The organism is Cupriavidus sp. C3SS-1 (assembly GCF_057073755.1).
In genome coordinates this window covers 21,289-42,709 of the sequence record NZ_CP172699.1, presented here as the reverse complement: position 1 = coordinate 42,709, position 21,421 = coordinate 21,289, and the positions used below count along the sequence as shown (strand labels likewise).

12 protein-coding genes are annotated in these 21,421 nt (G+C 61.9%); 1 reads left to right on the top strand and 11 read right to left on the bottom strand.

The features are described from left to right. Positions 1-212 precede the first annotated feature (212 nt). The gene (locus ACIGJC_RS00140; RefSeq protein ID WP_483709998.1) at positions 213-2,708 is read left to right on the top strand and encodes an EAL domain-containing protein; all 2,496 of its coding nucleotides are present in this window, start codon (positions 213-215) and stop codon (positions 2,706-2,708) included. A 28-nt stretch (positions 2,709-2,736) separates the two neighbouring features. Here the strand turns inward: ACIGJC_RS00140 and ACIGJC_RS00135 are convergent, their stop codons facing one another. From ACIGJC_RS00135 to ACIGJC_RS00085, 11 genes are all read right to left on the bottom strand, one after another. Then, complete coding sequence (locus tag ACIGJC_RS00135; RefSeq protein ID WP_483711573.1) at positions 2,737-4,005, bottom strand: DUF445 domain-containing protein; 1,269 nt, start codon at positions 4,003-4,005, stop codon at positions 2,737-2,739. Between the two features lie 857 nt (positions 4,006-4,862). Continuing rightward, the gene (locus tag ACIGJC_RS00130; protein ID WP_483709996.1) at positions 4,863-5,315 is read right to left on the bottom strand and encodes a DUF2846 domain-containing protein; all 453 of its coding nucleotides are present in this window, start codon (positions 5,313-5,315) and stop codon (positions 4,863-4,865) included. Further along, positions 5,312-5,641: a hypothetical protein gene (locus ACIGJC_RS00125; RefSeq protein ID WP_483709995.1), complete on the bottom strand. Its 330-nt coding sequence runs from the start codon at positions 5,639-5,641 to the stop codon at positions 5,312-5,314. The genes ACIGJC_RS00130 and ACIGJC_RS00125 overlap by 4 nt, the downstream gene beginning before the upstream one ends. Before the next feature lie 669 nt (positions 5,642-6,310). Further along, entirely contained in the window at positions 6,311-6,655 is a 345-nt protein-coding gene (locus ACIGJC_RS00120) for a DUF6984 family protein (protein ID WP_483709994.1), read from the bottom strand. A gap of 211 nt (positions 6,656-6,866) precedes the next feature. Next, positions 6,867-7,151 (bottom strand): barstar family protein, encoded by a 285-nt coding sequence (locus tag ACIGJC_RS00115; RefSeq protein ID WP_483709992.1) that lies wholly within the window; start codon positions 7,149-7,151, stop codon positions 6,867-6,869. 134 nt (positions 7,152-7,285) lie between these two features. Beyond that, a complete protein-coding gene (locus tag ACIGJC_RS00110) occupies positions 7,286-7,690 on the bottom strand; it encodes a hypothetical protein (RefSeq protein ID WP_483709991.1) in 405 nt (134 codons plus the stop codon). Continuing rightward, a complete protein-coding gene (locus tag ACIGJC_RS00105; protein WP_483709990.1) occupies positions 7,662-9,770 on the bottom strand; it encodes a DUF637 domain-containing protein in 2,109 nt (702 codons plus the stop codon). Before ACIGJC_RS00105 ends, ACIGJC_RS00110 begins: the two co-directional genes overlap by 29 nt. Before the next feature lie 771 nt (positions 9,771-10,541). Further along, positions 10,542-12,206 carry a glycohydrolase toxin TNT-related protein gene (locus ACIGJC_RS00100; RefSeq protein WP_483709989.1) on the bottom strand — a complete coding sequence of 555 codons (1,665 nt, stop codon included), beginning with the start codon at positions 12,204-12,206 and terminating at the stop codon, positions 10,542-10,544. An 83-nt stretch (positions 12,207-12,289) separates the two neighbouring features. Next, positions 12,290-12,649 (bottom strand): immunity 8 family protein, encoded by a 360-nt coding sequence (locus tag ACIGJC_RS00095; RefSeq protein ID WP_483709987.1) that lies wholly within the window; start codon positions 12,647-12,649, stop codon positions 12,290-12,292. Between the two features lie 391 nt (positions 12,650-13,040). Further along, on the bottom strand, positions 13,041-13,238 hold the full coding sequence (locus ACIGJC_RS00090; RefSeq protein WP_483709985.1) for a DUF4926 domain-containing protein: 198 nt from the start codon (positions 13,236-13,238) through the stop codon (positions 13,041-13,043). Positions 13,239-13,655: 417 nt separating this feature from the next. After that, positions 13,656-21,365 (bottom strand): two-partner secretion domain-containing protein, encoded by a 7,710-nt coding sequence (locus ACIGJC_RS00085; protein ID WP_483709983.1) that lies wholly within the window; start codon positions 21,363-21,365, stop codon positions 13,656-13,658. Between the last annotated feature and the right edge of the window lie 56 nt (positions 21,366-21,421).

Genomic DNA, 21,421 nt, shown 5'->3' with positions numbered 1-21,421 from the left:
TGTATCGGCATGCCCGCCGCGCCGCCCCGCAGACACTGCCGGGCGACACGGCGGGCATTGTTTTTTGCCGGATCCTGACCGCTGTGTCGGTTTGGCATCACGCAAATGCCACCTTGATCTGTATCAACAGTTGCCTCCCCTCCCGCCACTAAGCTTGCGATCGCCGACGGGTAGGCCGAACAACAACAAGACACAGAGAACAAGAGCGCGACATGCCGTATACAACCCTGGATATCGAGATCGAACGTCTCGTATCAAAATCAACCCTGGCGTGCGAGCCGCTGACCCCCGTCAGCGAAGTGGTCGCCAGCATGGCGGAGCGCCGCTGCAGTTCGATTGTGGTGATGGAGCAGGGCCGGCCGGTCGGCATCTGGACCGAACGCGATGCGCTGGCGCTCGGCGACGACGTCGGCGCCCTGTCCCGGCCGATCCGCGCGCTGATGAGCCATCCCGTGCAGTCCCTGCCCGGCCGCACGCGCCTTGGCGACGCCGTCGTGCATTTCAGGAACAAGGGCATCCGCCATTGCCTGGTGGTCGACAACGACGAGCGTCCGCTCGGCATGCTCTCGCAGACCGATCTGGTCCTGGGCCATGGCGCGGAATTCTTCCTGCGCGCCAGGCCAATCGATTCCGTCAAATTGTCCCGGCCTGTCATGGTGGCGCCCGACACCAGCCTGACCGAGGCCATGCACACCATGCGCACCGGCGGGCTGAGCGCCATCGTCGTCCGCTACGCTGCGGACGAGTACGGCATCCTGACCGAGCGCGATATTGTCCGGCTCGCAGCCGCCCAGGCGCTTGGCGGCACGGTGGCCGAACATGCCACCCGCCCGCTGCGCGCGCTGCGGCGGTCGCAAAGCCTCTACATGGCCCGCCAGACCCTGGTCGAACATCGTATCCGCCATGTCGGCATACTCGACGACCGCGGCGAACTGGCGGGCGTGCTGAGCCTGGCCGACATCCTGAGCACGATCGAGTACGAATATGTACACGAGCTTCAGCAAGCGCTGCGCGAGCGCGATGAAGCCCTGCTGCAGTCCGCCTACCACCTGAAGCTGGCCGACCGCGTGTTCGAAGCCACGCTCGACGGCGTCATGGTGACGGACCTGAACGGGGTGATCGAGCGGGTGAACCCGGCATTCACGCAACTGACCGGCTATTCCCAGGCCGAGGCCATCGGCCAGACCCCTCGCATACTGAGCTCGGGCAAGCAGGGCCGCGCGTTCTACCAGTCGCTGTGGCGCGAGCTACGCGAGCAAGGCAGCTGGCAGGGCGAGATCTGGAACCGCCGCAAGAACGGCGAACTCTACCTGGAATACCTGTCGATCTCGGGCATCCACAACCCCGACGGCAGCTGCACGCACTACGCCGCCATCTTTTCGGACATCACGCAGCGCCGGAAGGATGAAGAGCGCCTGAACCACCTGGCGATGCACGACGCGCTCACGGCCCTGCCGAACCGCACCCTGTTCAGCGAGCGCCTGAAGCATGCCATCGCCCACGCCGAGCGTGCCGGCAGACGGGTGGCCGTGATGTTCCTCGACCTCGACCGCTTCAAGCTGATCAACGACACCATGGGGCATGGCGTGGGCGACCACGCGCTCATCAGCATTGCCCGGCGGCTAAAGGAATCCGTTCGCGAGACCGATACGGTAGCGCGCCTGGGCGGCGATGAGTTCACCGTGGTCATCGAGGACATCGAAGACATCCGCCACGTCGCGCAGATTGCCCAGACCTTGCTGAAGGTAGTCGGGCACCCGATCGACACACACGGACAAACCGTGTTCGTGACGCCGAGCATCGGCATCAGCATCTACCCCGACGACGGCACCGACCCGCATCAGTTGCTGATGCAGGCCGATCTGGCCATGTACGAGGCCAAGGACGAAGGCAAGAACAACTTCCGCTTCTTCGCCGCGCAGATGACCGCGGCCTCGATGGAGCGGATCACGCTCGAAAGCGAGTTACGCAACGCCCTGGCGGCCGATGAATTCCGCCTGCACTACCAGCCGGTCTATGACTTGCGCAGCGGGGCCATCGTCAGCGTGGAAGCGCTGCTGCGCTGGCAGCATCCGACGCGGGGTCTGTTGGGACCCGGTGCGTTCATCACAACGGCCGAGGATTCGGCATTGATCGTGTCGATTGGCGCCTGGGTCCTGCGCGAAGCCTGCAGGCAGGCGCGCCTCTGGATCGAAGAGGGGTTCGCGTTCGGCCGGATGGCGGTCAACCTCTCCGCGCGGCAATGCCGCCACGAGCAGTTCCTGCATGACCTCACCGGCATCCTGAGCGATACCGGCCTGCCGCCGGCCAGGCTGCAGCTGGAACTGGTCGAGAGCATGGCAATGACTGGCAATGGGGTGACGGAATTGCTGCTGGGTGAGCTAGCGCAGCGTGGTGTGAGCCTTGCTATTGATGATTTTGGGACGGGGTATTCGTCGTTCACGTATTTGCAGACCTTGCCGGTGGATACGCTGAAGGTGGATCGGTCGTTTCTCGCTGGTATCGATGCGCACCGGCGTGACAGTGCGATCGTGCGCGCGATTGTCGCCATGGCGCATTCGCTTGGGTTGAGGGTGGTGGCGGAGGGGGTGGAGAATGAAGAGCAGCTGAGGTTTCTGCGCGAGATTGGGTGTGATCGGGGGCAGGGTTTTTTGCTGGCGCGGCCGGTGGCGGCTGAGTGGCTACCGCGTGCGGGCATTGGCGGCTGACATCGAGACTGGCCGCCACCGGCACGCCTCATCGAATCAGCGCTGGCGCCTGGGCAAGCAGATAGAGTATCGCTCCGATCAGCCCGCCAACGATGGTCCCGTTCATGCGGATGTACTGAAGGTCCTTGCCGACGTTGAGCTCGATCTGCCGTGACATGTCCTTCGCGTCCCAGCTGCGCACCGTATTGCTGATATGACGCGTGATGAAGTCCGCAAAGTCGGGCGCCATCGTGCGCGCGGCATCCCTCAGGTGCTGGTTCAGCGCCTGCCGCAGGGATTCGTTGCGGGCCAGCTCCTCGCCAATCCACTGGCCGGCGCCCGCCACCTTGCGATAGATGGCGGAGTCCTCGCGCGCCAGGTCTGCCTTGAGACGTTCTCTCCATTCGCCCCAGAGCTCCCCGATGTAGGCATTGAACGCCGGATGTTCACGCAGATAGCGCTTGATGTCGTTGGCCTTTGCGCGAAACGACGCATCTTCCTTCAGGCGCTTGATCAGGCTATTTGTCACCTCGTCGAACTTCCTGCGCAGCTCATGGCTGTCGTCCTTCTCGACTTGCGTCAGCACGCGCGACAATCCCGCCGAGATCATTTCCGCGCCATGACCGCTGATCCATTCAGTCGGTAACACCTTCTCCTTGTACGGATGCTCCAGCTTGAGCCATTCCGCGATTCGCCCGGCAATCATGTCGCGCGTGTCCGGACGCTTGAGCAGCTCAACCAGATGCGTGATCGATTCCCGCAGCAGCGCCTGGTGCCGATTGTCTCGCGTCAGCGTTTCCAGTATCCCCGCCGCTGACTGTGTGAGATCCACCTGATCGATCATGGTATCGACGGCGTCCCTGGCAAACGCCTGGACTGTCTTCTCGTCCATCAGGTCGAGCGCACTTCGTGCGAAGCGGGCCACGGCATCGCCCATGCGGCGCGTATTGGATGCGGAATCGAGCCAATCGGCGACGACCTGTGCAGGGTTGTGCTTGTCGATCAGCGCGACCACCGAGTTCACATCGAGGAATTTTTCCTTGACGAAAACAGCAAGCCCATCGGCGATGTCGTCGCGCTTGCGGATGATGATATTGGTGTGGCTCGCGAGCCCCGGCACCGGAATGCGGCGGAACAATGCGACTACCGCGAACCAGTCGGCCATGCCGCCAACCATGGCAGCCTCGGCCGCAGCGCGCACCCAATCGGTGGCAAAGCCGTGTGGGAGGAAGATCGTGATCGCAAAGACGAGCGTCGCCGCGATTAGCAGGGCCATTGCCTTGCGTTTGGCGTTGCGGAGTTCCAGTTCCTGATTCATGGAAGATTGGTAGAACGATGGATGGAATATCTGTGTGGCCCTACGGAAATCCACCACGCAACTTGCGGCGACTGGAGTGGGCTTTAGGCCTCACCGTAGCTGGATCCCTTGTTCGTCAGAAGAATATGGGGATTCAAGAATCCTGCCAACCGGCCATCGGCGGCCACGGTCTTCCCGGTTGCGCGCCTGGCGGGCGTCACTTCGCTCCTCATGCTCGTGCTTTTCGCTTGTCTGGCACGGTGGCGCGCTCCTCGACTTCTATGTCTTCTGCGCCGAAAGGCGTTCGACCAGGCCGACGCCCTCGCATGGCGTCGCCTGCAGGCCGATTCATCCCCCACGTTGATCACGGTCGCCACCGCAAACGGTACCTACGTCTACGGACCTCTCCTCAAGGCCATGCGGTAGCCAGAAACGATGAACCCGGCCGAAGCCGGGTTCGTCAGTTCGCAAACTCAATTCCAAACGACTATTGGCTGACCTGGTACCCGGAGCTGCATTGCTCCGGGCAGGAGTACGCATCGTCTGACAGATCTATTTCTATCTTGGCCCCGCAGCTAAGGACCAAAGCAACGCCATCAGCCTTCTCCTCTACGTCCAGCACCTCAGAGCCAACCAGGATCTACTCCTTTGGACCGTTTGCTCCCACTTAACAGTAGCGGTAGATATTCAGAGTAATGTCCCCAGAGAACAACAACCCCACCATCATGCGGAGTCAGGTCGGCACCCACAATCTTCCTACCTATAAGGATCTCAAGTTTCGGAATCATCTAGGTACTCACTTCGTGATGGGGAAGTGCGACTGCGAATCTGTCTGAATTCCGGCGCAGCCCCTGAGGCCCATCACTCGCTGGCGCAGGCTACTTGGCCTTCACCACATCGCCGGTATAGCTAAGTCCGGCCAGTTCCTCCCTGGCCTTTTCCGGCGATTCCAGGTCCAGCACGACGCGACCCACCAGCAGTCCAATCGAGGGCGAACTGCGCACATACTTCGTCTCGCCAGCATCAAGCACGAAACTCAGCGTCTTCTCGGTCTCCGTCGCGGCCGAAGCGACATACTTGCCGGCCGGGCGGTCCACGAAGAAGAAGCCGCCGGGCTTCGATACGCCCACCACCTGGTCATTGAGACGCAGGTCAGGCTGAATCGCAGCGCCGAACATTGACGCCGAGCGCAGGAAGTAGATCCGGCCTTCGCCTGACTTCATCGTGGGCATCGAGGCCGCCATGTCAGCGTGCTTAACGCCCGAAGCACACCCCGCCAACAACGATGACACCGCCAGTCCGGCGATCAGCATGCGCGCAACCCGTTTCATTCGATTTCTCCCAAGTTCAAAGGTACTGCAGTGGATAGCGGGGAATAGTGCTGTTCCCCGGGCAGATAGAAGCCCACCAGGGTCTTCTCGCGGATGGCCAGGTAGGCCTCGTGGACCTGGCGGCCCTCGATCGTGAAGATGGTGCCAACGGGCCGATAAACGTCGCCCTGCGGCACGCGGCCGACTCTCGACCAAATCGACTTGTCTGCCAGCGTGCGGAAATAACCGGTGTCCAACGTAATGGTGGCGGTCGCCAGGAGTTGGGCGCGTCTGGCAGGCTCACCTGGCTGTGTGACCTCGATGGTCGATGGGACCGTCGCAATCATGGGGGCACAGGCCGATAGCGCCAGGAAACATCCTGCAGCGAGTCCGAAGCGCTGGAAGCGGAGAGAGAATGGTGTCCCCATTCAGGTAGCCGTTTGAATCGATAGATTGCGAAGTAGTGGCGTTCCGTCACATTGATTATTGCTTGTTCCAATAGCCGATTCCATCAAGCGAGATGACGATCTCCGGGCGCGGCGAACGGCGACACGTGTTCCCGGCGCGCCTGAATGCGATGTCCTTGATAATTGCCGTATCGGCTTACTGAAAGTCACTAGCCTCAACGGTAGCCAGTACATACCGGCCGCTGTCTTCCAAGAACGCCTCCACTTCGTATGCCAAGGGCGCGAGAGCATCACCGTGCACGAGAACAACTGCGACTAATGTCCCCTTCGGCAGGCTGACAGCTTCGCGCTCGCCTATGACAGTGCCTTCGACTGCCTTCGGCAGGCGAAACGTATCGTTTTCCCTCAAGGCTTTCATTTTTTTGTAGGTATTCCTGTTACGAATCGGACTGTAGCCACTAGGTCCTTCAATGCTGCAATGGCAGCCTCAATTTCTGTGGCAAACACAGACACGTCTTCGCCTCGATCTAGTGCTATTGCCCGAGCTTGTTCCAGCGAGAACCAATGTTCGTGGAACTCCGTGCGCCAGTTTCGGGAATCCAACCCGGGTCATTCCGGCCGCTTACCGATGACAGGAAACCGCCTCAAGGGGGTGAAGTCGACTTTCCAAATATCAAGCTCGAACAACTCTCCGCGATCATCTAGGTTAATCGCAACCATTACCGGTATCCCATCGCTATCGACAAACTCCCTCTCTGCCAGCAAGGCACCAAGGCGTCGCGGGGCCATAGTGCCAAGCTGGCAAAAGCGCAAGCTGCCCATCCCACCATCGTTCATTTCTTCAACGACAGCATTCTCCAACGAGCTAAGCAGCCCTTGTGCCTGCGGAGTTCCATGAATCATGTCGACAAGCAAAGCTTTCTCGTCATCGTGCAACAATCTCACCATACCCATGCTCACCTCGGTGGGGTAATCCGGCCGACAAGCGCGCGCCTCCATGTCGCTGCGGGAGTCGAAAGGTGCCCTTATCGACCACGGTCTGCGTACCGCCGTACAGCCCATCGTGCACCAGAGGCGCCACGACAGCACTCGCAGCCCCACCAATCGCGCCTAATGCACAGTCACTGCTCAGTCAGCTCTACGCCCTCCACCCCAGCGGGGCAAGTCAACTACCCGCTCGCAGACAGCCCTCTACAATCTCCTTGTCCGATTTAGCGAATATCACATCGAAACGATGAGCATCCCCGGGACGCCAGTCCAGAACGGAGTCTCGCAACAATCGCAGATAAATCTCCAACTCGGGTCGCGGCAGTATCGGAAGTTCAGGGTGAATGAGCACAATGATGTGCTCATTGAGCCAACTGAAGTCTCGGAAACAATCAAACAACGCATCCCAGTTAAAGCCAAAGTAGGCGGGAAACGCGAGCAATGATGCGAGCTTCTCAAGCAAGACAGTCTTCGTTCTGATGGCACGCGGAATCACAACAACGAAAGCGCCCTCGAGGCGATACTGGCTCGGACTGTCGACGTAATGAAAGGAGGTATGTGTTGTCACTTGGTTGACGCCATGTTTGTGGCAACAAATCAATCGTTCTGAAGACGACGCTTCTCTTCTTCGTAAAAATATCGAAGCGCCTCCGGCTCTCGCTCCAAGAGGCCATCGTAGTGAGTCCCATCTGTGATCAGTTGTTCATACCCCCATAGCGCCTGCAGCATCCCTTCATCGCTTCCGCTGGGCATGAATAACCACTCATCCGGTAATCGAGGATCGGCTACTGAGAACAGCTGCACAGGAAACCAATTCGGTAGGTGATAATCGTCTGCCAATAGAAGGAGTAACGCGCCCCGCCACAGAGCCATGGCAAACACGTAGTACTCTCTGCCAACCGAGACGGTAAAACTCGACTGCTGTGTATAGCCCAAGGCCACCAGCCGAGTCGGGAGCTTCTGTCCGCTATTGCTATTGCAAATTACACGCATGGCTTTCACTTAAATTTGAAATCGTCCACAGCACGGTATTCGTATTGCGCACGTAGTGAATCTCAACGCCGTTGACGTTCTGTGTCATTTTCACCCAACCAACCGATGCCGGCCAGCGTGAATCAGTCATATTCAGCGGTAGTACTGCTCCTGCCTCTGGATTGGATATGACCTGCTGCATCGCCAGTTGCTCGTTCAAGCTATTTGGAACTGTTCTCCCCGTCGATCCTAGCCCAAGTGGCGTGTTACTTGTGATATCTCCAGTCGCGGAGCCTCCGTCCAGCATATTGGACAGCTTGTCGATGCCATCCTGGACAGAGGCCATCACTGTCAAGGCAGCGCACGGCAGACCCGCTGCCGATCCGCAACCGGGGTTGGCTAGGATCGTTGGCCCTTGCGGACTGCTGGCAGGAGTACCCGTCAGCGTCGATCCCCGCGGCCCCTGATTCGGCGTCGTCATGGGGCTCCCCCCATTCTGCGCCTCCAGAGGGTTGGTCAACGGATCGGTTTTCTGCGGTCCGTTATTTGGGGTCCCAATAGGATCATCGGTCACGACCGGAACGAGCACCATCAACACGCCAAACGGCGTCGGGACAGGCCGGGGCACGACCTTCACACTCAATGCATTGTTGAGCGACTCGTTTTGCGCCGCTGCCACTGCCGCATCGGCGCTTTTGCCGAGCGCGGTCGCAAGGCTGCCACCGGCAAGCATCGCAAGTGCCACCGTCGCGGCGTTGTAGCCCAGGTTGTTGAAGCTGGTCGTCTGCGTACCGTTGCCGTTGTCGACCACGGTCTGCGTACCGCCGTACAGCCCATCGCGCACCAGAGGCGCCACGACAGCACTCGCAGCCCCACCAATCGCGCCGCCTTCACAGCTTCCACCGGTCAGGCTCTGCGCCGCACACCCGAGCAGCGCGTGTGCCGCCACGTTCGCCAGGATCGATCCGGGGCTGGCATTGGGCATGCCGATTCCCGGAATTTCGGAGCCAATGGCATTGGCGCCAAGGGCGGCCACGTCCGCGACCATCCCAGTCGCAAACGCACGGCCGAAGCTGCCGCCATAGACAGCGGTGTTCACCCCGGCGGTGATGGCGGAGTGCACGGCGCTGGCGCCCAGGTAGTTACCCAGATTGGACTGGGCCGCCGCCCAATCGCCCATGCTGATGTTATTGCCAATCGTAGAGACGCCGGCACCTTGCAGTTCCAGACCAGCCAGCACGCCCTGAGTCAGCCCCGCTATCACCATAGCCACCGCGCCCGCTTCCAGGGCCTTGCCCAAGTTGACGGAACCCGTCGTCAATGCCTGGCTCGCCATGCTTGACAGCATGCCGGCCATCATGACGGCCATCAGCGAAGCACCGGCGCCCGCCGTCACGATAGAGATCGCCACAGCCGCGATGGTGCCGACCCAACTCGGCAATGGCCCTTGCTTCTTGATGAAGTTCTGGTGAATGTCGTCGGCAACCGTACCGGTGGTGTAGTTGCCGCCCAGGTTGGCCTGCAATTGCGCGATCAGCGCATTGGTTGCCGCCTGGTTGATCGAGCCATCCGGGTTAGTGATCCGCAGCGCGTCGTTAACGGCGTTGATGGCCCCCACCTGCAGGTCCATATTGGACGCGCTTAGGAACCCGCCGGGCTGCACCTGCGTGCCGCTCACCTCCAGCCAGCCGCCCTTCATCGCATAGGCCGACTTGCCGATGTCCACCACATTGGGCGCGAGGTCCAGGCTCGCCGCCTTGACGCTGAGCGTATCGGCCGCCGAGATCGTGCCGCTGTTGCGGATCGTCCCGCCCGCGAAGTCCAGATTGACGTTGTCCCCAACGATATTGCCGCCGGTCGGCTTGGCCAGCGCCTGCGCATAGCCCTCCGGCAGGTACACCTGCGGTACCAGCGCCGTCACCCCCGGACACACCAGGCTGCTCACGGTGTTGCAACTGGGGTCCGGCACCGTCTGCTCGACGTACCACAACATCGGCTTGTCCAGCGCATTGATCTGCGCCTGCGTCAGCGCGGTGCCGAGCGGAATGTTGTTGGCCGCCGCATAGGCCGCCGCGTTCCGGTACAGGTCCTGCTTCTCCTGGTCGGTCACCGACAACTGGTGCTGGCTGTCATAGGCCAGGCCGCTGATGAAGCTGTCCTGCCCCGTCTGCTGCAGCGCCGCTTGCTGCAGCTTCTGGTTCTCCGTGTACGGGGTCGTAATAGAAGCTGACGTTGCTGCCGGGGCGCAGGTTCGGCGGCAGTTGCGACAGCAGGTCGTCCGGCGTCACGCCTGCCAGCACCGACGTGGGTTTCCTCGACGGCCGGCGACAGTTCGTGTGCTTCGACCTGGACAGCAAGCACGGCGTCGTCGACAACGTGCAAACGGTATCCGGTCTCTGCAGGAGGCTGTAAATCAACACCCTGCAGAAACGACGAACCCGGCCGTAGCCGGGTTCAGCAAGGTTTTCACAACATCAACTCAGTAATTTTCCGATGACCAAGTATCCAACAAACACCACAGCCGCACCGACCAATACGCAATAGACGATCTCTTCTGCCTTGCTCATCCGTTTCCAATGCTCTGGCGATGACCCTCCTCCTACTGCCGGCATTTTCTCCTCATATTTCGAACCGGCAAGGGCTATTCAAGCCGGACTGACACCAAGCCATTTGCAGAATGTGGTATAGACAAACTCAAACGCGTCTTCGGCAGCACTAAAAGCCCCCAGCTCACGCGGCTTGTCACGCTCGACATAAAAAACCCTCCACCTTCCGTTTTCAGCTACCACACATACACAATCGCTGTTCCGGATACCGTCAAGTGAATAGCTATTTGGATGGACGCCGATTGTGGCTAGCTTCCTCTCTAATTCGTCTCGCGTCATTTCAGCTTCTTCTCTAGATATCTGTTATCAATATACCACTGTACAGGATTCGGCAATTGAAACTGCGTTCCCTTTCCGGGTTGGCCAAACCAAGGGAGGATTTTTGCCTCCGTAACACCTGAAATAGGCTGCAACACTTGATATTCGAAGTATGGCTTGGTCGTCAGATATGAAGACGGCAGTGCTCTCGAACCAAATGATGCTCCAAGGGGTGACACAAACGATCCTCCCGGATACCCATAGCGATCCACCCAAGTACCAACTCCAAGGGTCATGTTATACACCGGCGCGTAACCTCCGCTATTCGGCGGCCAGATTCCTAGCGCCTCTTGAAGCCTCCCCTCCGCAGCAATGTACTGACTAAAGTTTGAATTTGTACGAGCCGCTTGGCTGGCAGCGATGTTGTCTAGTACGTTGGTTTTGACTCCAGACAGCCCAGAATTTTCAGCTAACGACCTCGTTATGCCAGTGAAGCCAGCCCCTTTCAAAGTCCCTATCAAAAGTCCCTTGATCAGACCAGTGCCGATCAGATCATCTGGCGAGAAGGTCGGCAGTTCAAGTCCCTGTGCCTTTGCCTGCGCAATCTGCCAGCTCTTGTCCAGTACTTGACAGTCTGTGGAGCCGCTGGCGGCTCCACACCCCAGGGATGTCTTCTGATCCTGAATCCAGTCGGCAAGAGACTGACAGCCACTTCCCTCACATTTGGTCAGGCCATCGGACAGGATGTCGTTACTCTTTTGATCCCTTTCCGCGTAAATATTGGCGGCAGCACACGACGACCAAACGCCGTTAGCACACTCCCGCTTGGCCTTCTCAGAGGCTACTCTATCCTTGGGGCTTAGGTAGTTATTCAGCGCCTCGTTCTGCGCCATGCTGGCCGCCGTCGTACCGCTCTGACCGAGTGCCAGCGCAGCGCCGCCACCCGTCAGCATAGCCACCGCCGTTACCATCGCCTGATTCACCGAGTTCGCACGGTCGACATCCGTCTGGATATCCAGTGCCTTGCCGAGCAGGGGTGCCACGACGGCGCTCGTCGCCGCACCAATGGCCCCAGACTCGCAGTTGCCTCCGCTAGCAGCCCCCGCAGCACATCCAAGTACGGCGTGCTCCGCGATGTTTTGCAAGGAGCCCACCTCGGTGGTTGCTCCGATCTCGTTGGCACCCAGTGCCGCACCTTGCGCCACGAGGCTGCCGGCAAGCGCCTTACCAAAGCTGCCGCCATAGACTGCGGTACTCACCCCGGCGTTGATCAGGCCCGTGCCTACCATGCCGAGGGCCTGTTGCGCCAAGGTGCCTGTAGCGCCATCCTGAGCGGCCTGCAGCACACCACCAAGGGTGTTGGTACCAGCAAGATTCGCCAGGCTGTTGGTGCCCTTGAGCACAGTGTCGAAGCCATTGACGCCGAAACTGCTGCCGTCGAAGGTGATGCCGTTGGTCAGCCCCGCCGTCGCGGCACCGACCAGCCCGGCCATTGCCACCTTGCCAAAATCCAGTCCTTGGCCAGACACCAGTTGACTCGCAACGCTGCCGGCCATGCTGGAGAGCGCGGCTACTGTCATGGCTTGCGCCAGCGTCATGTTGGCCAGCGCGACGCCCATCGCGGCCGCAGCCGCAGCCGCAGCCGCACCGGCGGTAACAATCGATACCGCGACGGCGGCCATCTACGTCTACGGACCACTCCTCAAGGCCATGCGGTAGCCAAAAACGACGAACCCGGCCGAAGCCGGGTTCCGTTCTCATCGAATCATTGCTGATAGTCCTCAAATTCCCATGCGCCAATTCGGCTCAGCTTTACCGCAATTGATTCCCAATCGTTGCCGTCACTGTTTGCGATGTAGCGTTCAATGAGCGTCTTGATGGCGTTGTAATCATAGGTATCAACGATCAACATATGCCTACCCCACAACGGCCCTTGAGCAGCGCACTGCAATTTGAGCCAGTCGGGAGTGCATACCTGTATATCGAATGTCTCTGATCCTTTCCCACCTTGTGGGCCAATGTACGCTCGAATCCACGTGCCGAAGCTGGATGCGTCATCCGGCCGGTAGTTAATGAGCCAATCTTCCAAGTCCAAAGAATGCAGTGATTTGAGTTCAGCTTTCATGGCATGATATTCAAGTGCCCGTTGCTAATAGGCCGACTACCGGGCGTAAGCTTCGATTCGAAGTTGGCGTTCCCACCCAGTCTTCATTGGCCTCGATATCGACCTGCACCCCTCCACGGGTCAACGTAAGCGTGACGTCGTTACCACCAGTCTCGACCTCTTGTTCCCGTCCACCTTCGACCGCGCTAAGGAAGCTGAGCAAGCGATCACAGTCTTCGATTGTCTGTGCAATGGCCCCAAGGACGTCACAGACGTATCTGTTGTAGCGCGGAGCGTCAACTCCCCCAATTGCAATGGGGTGCCAGTAGAAGACGCGCCCCGCAGCGGGGTGAGCTCCGCCGTCCAAATAGGAAAACACCAACTTCCGGACCGTCAAGCGAGCCATGGCTTTCTACCTTTCCGCGAGTTCTAGGTCCCGGCCTGTGAGCACAGCTTGAACTCTCGTTGTTCCATCAGCGTTGGAGAACTCTACTTCGTAGTTACCATCACCGTAGTTTTCGATGATGTACCCAAGATCCCCAATCCTGAGCCCTTCACGTAAACCCTCCACCCCAACATAACGAACGCGGTTGTAAATCGAGATCGTCATCCTTGCCTCCCTGGCAAAGCAAGAACAGGCCGGGGATCAAGGCTAATTCATTCCCAACCTCTGCGTCACTACTCAGTCCGGATCACCCACCAACGGCACTTGATCTCCGGCACTAACGTCACGATGGCCTCCGCTTGCGCACCGCAAAGATCAAAGTATGCGTGCACCCCATTCCCTGATGAATCACGATATAGCTCAATCTTCGTGGTCCGTTCGCTGACCAAGTTGACGACTTCTTGTCCTGAGCAATAGAGAAGTACCTCAAATGATTCTTGGACTGCGCTGAACGAGAGAAGCAACTCCAAGTTATGCACCTCGGAGCGCACCCTATAGCGACATAGCGCCAAGGATGGGTCCTCGTCTATTGGCTCGATACCGAAGGTCTGCAGAAACTGATCCTTGTCTGGAAAATCCATCTTACTTCCCCGTTTGAAATGGAATGATTGTACTGAGCCTCCGTCCCCCGTCTGGCAATACTTGGAACGTGCTCTCAAGCTTCGCCGCTTGGCCGGACGGACCGATAAACAACGAGTCTCGAACCTCGAAGTTCCCGTACTGATTGGAGAAGGTACGGGAAATGTTGCCCTCTGTATTTACGGTACGAGCAAGGTGATCAGTCAGCATTTGGCGCCCGGCATCTGTGTCAGGTACGCCAAGTCGCTTCATCTCCAGTGCAAGCTGATTGGACCTTGCAGCGTTATGGGTTCCGCTCTCAACGCGGCCAAAGAGGTAGTCAAACTTCCCACTTGCGATCTCTACGTTCATACCGCTGGTCGCGGCATTGGTTCCCTTCGCTGCTACAAGCTCGCTGAGCTTGCCATAGGCCGCCGCCCCAACCGGGATCGCGCCCAAAATCCCCGACAGCCACCTGTCCGCAGTCCCAAGTTCCTGGCCGCTCAGCGTCTGCCCCGTCACCGCCTGGTACAGCATCGCCGCCGAACCATAGTACGGCAACAGATTCGACAAGGTGTCGGCCAGTTTCAGCGCCTGTTCCGGCGTCAGATTGTTCATCCGCGCCAACGTGGCCGCAGCCTCTACCTGCCGGACCTGGGTATCGATGCGATTAAAGTCCTCCTGCGTGCAGTTCGGCTCGCACAGTTTGGTCAGCCGCGCGTTCTCACGATTTGCAATGCCGCGTGCTGGTCCCTGCGAAGTCGCATTGTTAAGTGCCTCGTTCTGTGCGGCAAGCGCCGCTGAGGTGGCATTGGTACCCAGCACAAGAGCGGCTGACCCGCCGATCAACGTCGCCAGGGCCACCGTCAGCGCCTGCCGGGTCGGGTCGTCCCTGTAGTTCAGGACAGGGCTGTATGTGTAGATCGCGTCCCGAATCAACGGCGCCGCCAGCGCACTGGCCGCCCCGCCAATGGCACCTCCCGCACAATCGCCACCTGTCAGGCTCTGCGCCGCACACCCCAGCAAGGCGTGACTGGCGGCATTCGCCAAGATCGTGCCCGGCGTCGCCCCTTCCGTACCTAGGCCAGGCAGCGTTGCGCCAATTGCATTGGCTCCGACCGCAGCGACGTCACGCACGATGCCGTTCGCGAAGGCTTGGCCGAAGCTGCCGCCGTAGACCGCAGTACTGATACCGGCACTGATCGCCGAGCGCACCACGCTCGCGGCGAATGCGCTGGGCAGGCTGGCCTGAACTGCTGCCCAGTTGCCCACGCTGATGTTCGTGCCAATGCTTGTCACCCCGGCATTGGCCAGCCCCATTGCGCCCAAGGCGCCCTGTGTCAAGCCGGCGGTGGCGGCCGAGACCATGCCTGACTTAAGCGCGGCCCCGAGATCGAGCGAGCCGGTGGTGATGACTTGACTCACCATGCTCGACAGGGTGCCCGCGATCATTCCAGACACGGCCATGGAAACTGCCGTGCCGACCGTGGTCGCTGCGAATGCCGTGCTCGTCACCGCACCAACGATTGCGGTCCCGGTTCCGGCCGTCACGATCGCGATGGCCACGGCCGCCGCAATGGCAATGACCTGGCCTATGGGCCCAAGACCCTTGTCTTCCTTGATGAAGTGGGTATGGATGTCGTCGCTGACGGAGCCGTCGGTGTACGCTTCCCCAAGGCTGGCTTTGAGCTGAGCGATCAGCGCATCAGTCGCCGCCTGGTTGATCGAGCCATCCGGGTTAGTGATCCGCAGCGCATCATTGACCGCATGGATGGCATCGACCTCGATGTTCATGTGCATCGCGCTCATGAACCCGCCCGGCTGCACCTGCGTGCCGGTGTATTCCATCCAGCCGCCGCTCACGCGGTACGCCGACTTGCCGATGTCCACCACATTCGGTCTGAGGTCCAGGCTTGCCGCCGTCACGCTCAGCGTGTCACTGGCCGACACCACCCCGCTGTTGCGGATCGTCCCACCAGCGAAGTCCAGATTGACGTTGTCCCCGACGATATTGCCGCCAGTCGCCTTGGCCAGCGCCTGCGCATAGCCCTCCGGCAGGTACACCTGCGGCACCAGCGCCGTCACCCCCGGACACACCCGGCTGCTGACGGTGTTGCAACTGGGGTCCGGCACCGTCTGCTCGACGTACCACAACATCGGCTTGTCCAGCGCATTGATCTGCGCCTGCGTCAGCGCGGTGCCGAGCGGAATGTTGTTGGCCGCCGCATAGGCCGCCGCGTTCCGGTACAGGTCCTGCTTCTCCTGGTCGGTCACCGACAACTGGTGCTGGCTGTCATAGGCCAGGCCGCTGATGAAGCTGTCCTGCCCCGTCTGCTGCAGCGCCGCTTGCTGCAGCTTCTGGTTCTCCGTGTACGGGTCGTAGTAGAAGCTGACGTTGCTGCCGGGGCGCAGGTTCGCCGGCAACTGCGACAGCAGGTCGTCCGGCGTCACGCCTGCCAGCACCGACGTGGCTGCGGTTCCCGTCAGGTACTGCGTGCGATTGGTATTGGCGCCGGGCGCGGTGAGGGGATTGCCGCCCAGGTTGGCCGTGAAGTGCCAGTCGATGGTCTGCGCACCGCCCGTCGTCGGCGCGCCAGGCGTGGCCACGATGACGGGGTTGAACTGCCACGGCTGGGTCGGGTCCGTCGCTGGATTGGCCGGCGGCAGCGATCCGGCCGGCACCGGGGCCGGGCCCAGCGAGATCACCTGCTTTGGCACGGTGGCCGGCGGCGTCGGCTGGTTCGGGCTGGTGTAGCCGTTGACCAGGACCGCACCACTCAGGTCCACCGAGTTGCCCATCAGATTGCCGGTGTTCACCACCTGGCCACCCGAGGTCACCGTCAGCGCGTTGCCGGCCCGGATCAGCGATTCCTGGCTGCCCAGCACCGTCGTGCCGCCCGTGCTGTGGGTCTTGTCCGAGCTGAACATGCCGGTCTTTTCGACCCACATGCCGGCCCAGTTCGCGTTCTGCACGAGGCTGGTGTTGTCCACGCCGCCGGTCATGGTGACCGCGACGTTGCGCCCGCCCGAGATCAGGCCCCCGTTGTTGGCCAGCGTCGTGCCGGAGAGAGTCACGTCGCGCGCGCCCTGGATGACGCCTGCCGGTCCCGCCGCCACGGTCTCGCTGGCCGAGCAGTTGCTGCCCTTGTAGCTGCCACCACCGTTGCAGCCGCCCGCGTAAGGCGGGTTCAGGTCGCCGTAGTCCTTGTGCAGCGTCACCGGGTCCATCGCCTTGTTGACCAGCGTCGGCGCGGTGATCGACACATCGCCGTTCACCGACTGGATGGTGCCGCTCTGGTTGGTGACGCCGCTGGTGGCCGTAATGCCGACGTTGCCCTGCGCGGCGAGGGTGCCGTTCAGGTTCTGGACGTTCGCCGCCTGGATCGTGAGAGTGCCGCCAGCCGCCACGGTGTTGTTCTGCTGCTGCCAGGCCAGATCGTCATGGTGCGCGTTGGTAATGGCGCAGGTCGTGGAGCCGGGCATGCACCCAGGCGTGGTCGTGACCTTGGCGTCATAGAAGCCCTGGTTGGTGAAGGTGCCCGGCGTGGTGATCGTGACATTGCCCGCTGCCGCCAAGTCCCCGGCGTTGGTCAGGTTGCCGGTGCCATTGATGGCCAGATTGCCGCCCGCCAGGATTTGGCCGGCCTTGCCGACGCGCTCGGTCACGCTGCTTTGGGTCGCGCCGGTGACGGCGGAGCCGTCCGCTGCCTTGCCGATGATGAGCGGCGTATCGACTGCCACTGGGATGGAGCAGCCATTGTCCCCTCCGCTGCATTGGGGAATCGTGAGCGGGCCGTACATCAATGTATTGCCGGGCGCGGCCAGTCCTCCCATCGAGGTGTCGCCAATGGCCTGCAATTGCGCCAGGAATGCGGATAGGCTGCCCGCGTTCACCGTATCGGTCACGCCGTCGAGCAACGAGGTGGAGTGGCCGTTGTCCAGCGTGCCAACGTTGAGGGTTGCGTCACGCACAGCCGAGATCACGCCGCCCTTGTTCGAGAGCGAGGCGGCGGTCATGTCCAGCTTGCCGCCGCTGATGATCTGGCCGGCGGCGCCCTCGGACTGCTGCACCACCGTGCGGTCCACCGTCACGGAGGACAGGGACAGGTTCTGTTGCCAGGAGGAGGTGAGGTTCGGATACCACGTCGGGTCCATGCCGAGGTGCCACATCAGCACCCACTGACTGGAGCCGTTCAGGTCACCGGTCGAGACCTGCACGTTGCCCAGCAGGAGCGGAATCGTGCCGTCCGGATTGCGGATCAGGTCGCCAAGCGTCACGTTGACCGGCGGCCCGGTCATGGTCGTGTTGCATCCGGCATCGCCCGCGCAGGTTGTGTCCTGCGTCGCATGGCTGCCGATGACCACCGAATTGACCAGCGCGTCGTTGGTGACCTGCCCCGAGACGCTGCTCCCCGTATTGACCGGTGCCGCCCGGTCGTTGATGACCTGTTGCGCGGCGATATGGACGTCGCCCAGAGCGCCAATCATACTCGCGGTATTGTTCAACGTGCCGCTGATGTCGACGGCGAGATTCCTGCCGGCCTGCGTGGTACCACCCCGGTTGTCATAGTCGCCACCCGTGATGGCGATATTGCCCAGCGCCTCCACCGTGCCGGTATTGGTCGTGTTGCCGGCCAGTGCCAGGTCGCCGTTGGCGTGGATGGTCCCGGCGTTCGTGAGCGCCCCCGCTGACAGGCTCAGGTTGCCCCCGCCCACGATCTGCCCGCTGTTATCCAACGTGCCGGCGGTGCTCAAGGTCAGGTCGCCGGCCCTCTGGATGGTGCCGGTGTTGCTGACACCTTGCGCGCCGTTGAGGACCACGTTACCCGGCAGCACATCCCAGGTGCCGGTGTTCCGGATGGCCTGGGCCGAGAGCGTCAGCGTGCCGTTGGCATTCAGCGTTCCGGTGGTGGCCGCCGACAGGTCGAATACCTGGTTGGGCGCGTTGACCGTCAGGTTGTTGCCCGCCTGAATCTGGCCCGCCGCGTTATTGAAGCTGCCTGCACCACCGTTGACTGTCAGCGTCAGGTCGCCCACGGTCGGGTTCCGGCCCGACAGATCGCCCGCGAAGAGCGTGCCGCCCGCGTTGCTGGTCAGCGCCCCGGTGGTGACATTCAGTCTCTGCACGCCGGCCAGCAGCCCGCCCGCGTTGTCCAGGCTGTTTGCCGCGTTGACGTCGACGGTCTGGCCGCCCAGCGTGCCCCGGTTGACCACATCGCCCGCGCTCACGTTGACCGTATTGCCGACCAGTGCGCCCGTGCTTGCGTTGGTGACGCTGCCACCATTGACGGCAAGCGTCTGCGTGGCGACTGTCGTGCCGGCATTGCTCACCGTCCGGCCCGCGAGCGTCGCGTTGGCGGCTTGCGTGTTGCCGGTCAGCGTCAGGCTATTGGTGGCCGCTGTATCCAGCGTGCCGCCAATCTGGTTGTCCTGTCCGGTGGCTGAGCCGAGGCTCACGTCCTGGCCGCGCAGCGTTGCATTGCCGCCCACATAGGGCAGGCTGCCCACGGTCAGGGTCTGCCCTGCCCTGGCGTTGAGATTTCCCACGGTCAGCACGCCGCCGCTCAGGTTCGCGTTCTGGCCCGCGCTCACTGTCGTATCGCCCATGCTCAGGAGCGAACCGTTCACCGTGGCCGAGCCGCTGGTGGCCTGGATGGTGGTGTTGCCGCCGCTGTCAAGGCTGCCCGCCACCGTCGCGTCCTGCGCAGCGGTGATGGCTGCGTCGCCGTTGCTGGTGAGCGCGCCGTTGATGGTGGCGCTGCCATGCGTCGCGGTAATCGTGGTCTTGCCCTGACTCTGCGCCTGCCCGCCCACGGTCACGTTCTGCGCGGCGGCCAGCGTCAGGTCCGCGTTGCTGCCAACCTGGCCACTGGTCGTGATGCTGCCGCCTTGCGCGGTCACCGATACCGGGCCAGTGGCCGCCACCTGACCGCCGAGGTTGGCGTCCGTGCCGGCACTCACAGTCAGCGATCCGGGCGAGACCACATCGCCGGTGGTCGTCACGGCTCCGCTGACACCGGTGAGCGTGACGTTGCCGCCGGTGCTGCCTGCCGCGCCGTGGATGGTCAGGTTACGCTGGCTGGACAGGTTCAGATCGCCCGCCGACACCGCGCTGCCGTCAATGGTGGTATCGCGGGCCGCATTGAGGGCGATGATCCCCGGCGAGGTCACGTCGCCGCCCAGATGCATGTCGCCGCGGCCATCATTACCCGCCGCCGAGACCGACACCTGCGAACCCGATACTGCGCCAGCGATATCAACGCTCGCGCCGGCGGCCAGCGTCACCGCCTGCTGTGCGCTGACGCCGCCGGCGCCATTGATCGATCCGCCTGCGTTGACGGTCACTGCATGGTTGGCGCTGAGCGTGCCACCCAGCGTGGCATCCAGGCCCGAACGCACGCTGTAGTTGCCCTCGGCCTGCCCATTGCCCGAGGCATTGGCGCTGCCTGCAGCCGACAGGACGACGTCACCCTTGCCGTAAGTCTTGCCGACCTTGAGATTGCCCGCCGAATCCAGCGTCAGGTTGCCGGCGGAGGCCGCCAGGTTGCCGTCGGCGCGGACACCCACGCCAGCCGCCGTCGACAGGATGGTGATCTGGCCCGCGGTCATGGCACCAAACGCTGTGGCATCGATCGCCAGTCCATTGGCCGCCGTGGTGTTGGTGACGGCATTGTTCGGGCCGGTAGCAGTAGTGGTGAAGCCGCTGCCGGCCGGTGCCACCAACTGGCGTCCGGCCACGACGTTGATCTGGTTGCCGGCGTAGAGCGCCGCATCGATGCCGATAGATTCGCCGATCAGGTTGATATTGCCGACCGTGCCCTCGATACCGACGCCATTGGGATTGCCCGGGGCCGGATTGGCAATCTGGATGCGGCCGCCCTCCACCAGGAAGCCAGCCGCGGCCGCCGCATCAAAGCTGCTCGGGGCGCCAGTGGTGGACAGGAATTGCGGCACGCCCGTGGTGAGCGTCACCTGCGTCGCATTGGTAAAGCCAGCACCGCTTGTATAGACGCCACCCGGTGCAGCAATGACGAGTCCGGCGGGCGCGCCGAAGATCTCCACCGTGCCGTTGACCTGTGCCGGCGCCGTACTGGTGACCTGGTTGATGATCAGGCTTGCCGGTCCCGAGCCGGCAAGGTTCGGATTCGCCACCACCTGGCCACCAAGGAAGGTGCCCCCACCCGTGGTGCTGTTGTTCAGGATCAGGCCAACCGGATCTACCACGAACGCGCGGTACTGGTTCAGCGAAATGCCCGCAGCGTTCGGTGTGGTGATGCCCACGACTGGCACGCCTCCTTCTGGCGCACCGGGTCCCGTGGTGGCACTGATCGCCGGCTGGAATCGGATCGGTGCCGTGGGATCGACGATAGGCGCGGCATTAGCCTCGCGCATGCCGAAGCTGATCGTCACCGGCAAGTGATTGACCGCCCACCGCATCAACCCCTGGCGTGCCGCACCGGCCAGCACCGCTGGCGTGTCGACCGCAACCGCGCCCGCAGCCAGCACGCCGGCTGCCTGGCGCGCCTGCTGGAGCGACACCTGCAGCGGCGCCAGCCACAGCGTCAGCGCCACGACCCCGGCCAGGGTGCGCGCCCCAAAGCTACGGCGCGTGCGCTCAGCCATCGAAACGTCAGGTGTCATGCCTGACATCGCTGCGCGGGTCGTGGCGCCGGCCTGGAGTCCAGAGGGAATCTGTGCTGCGGGGGCCGTGGCGGCCGACTGCGTGCGGGTCATAGCGATCCTGACGATGCGGTTTGCTGCTTGTCTTGCGTCGGGGTTGGCGCGGTGCG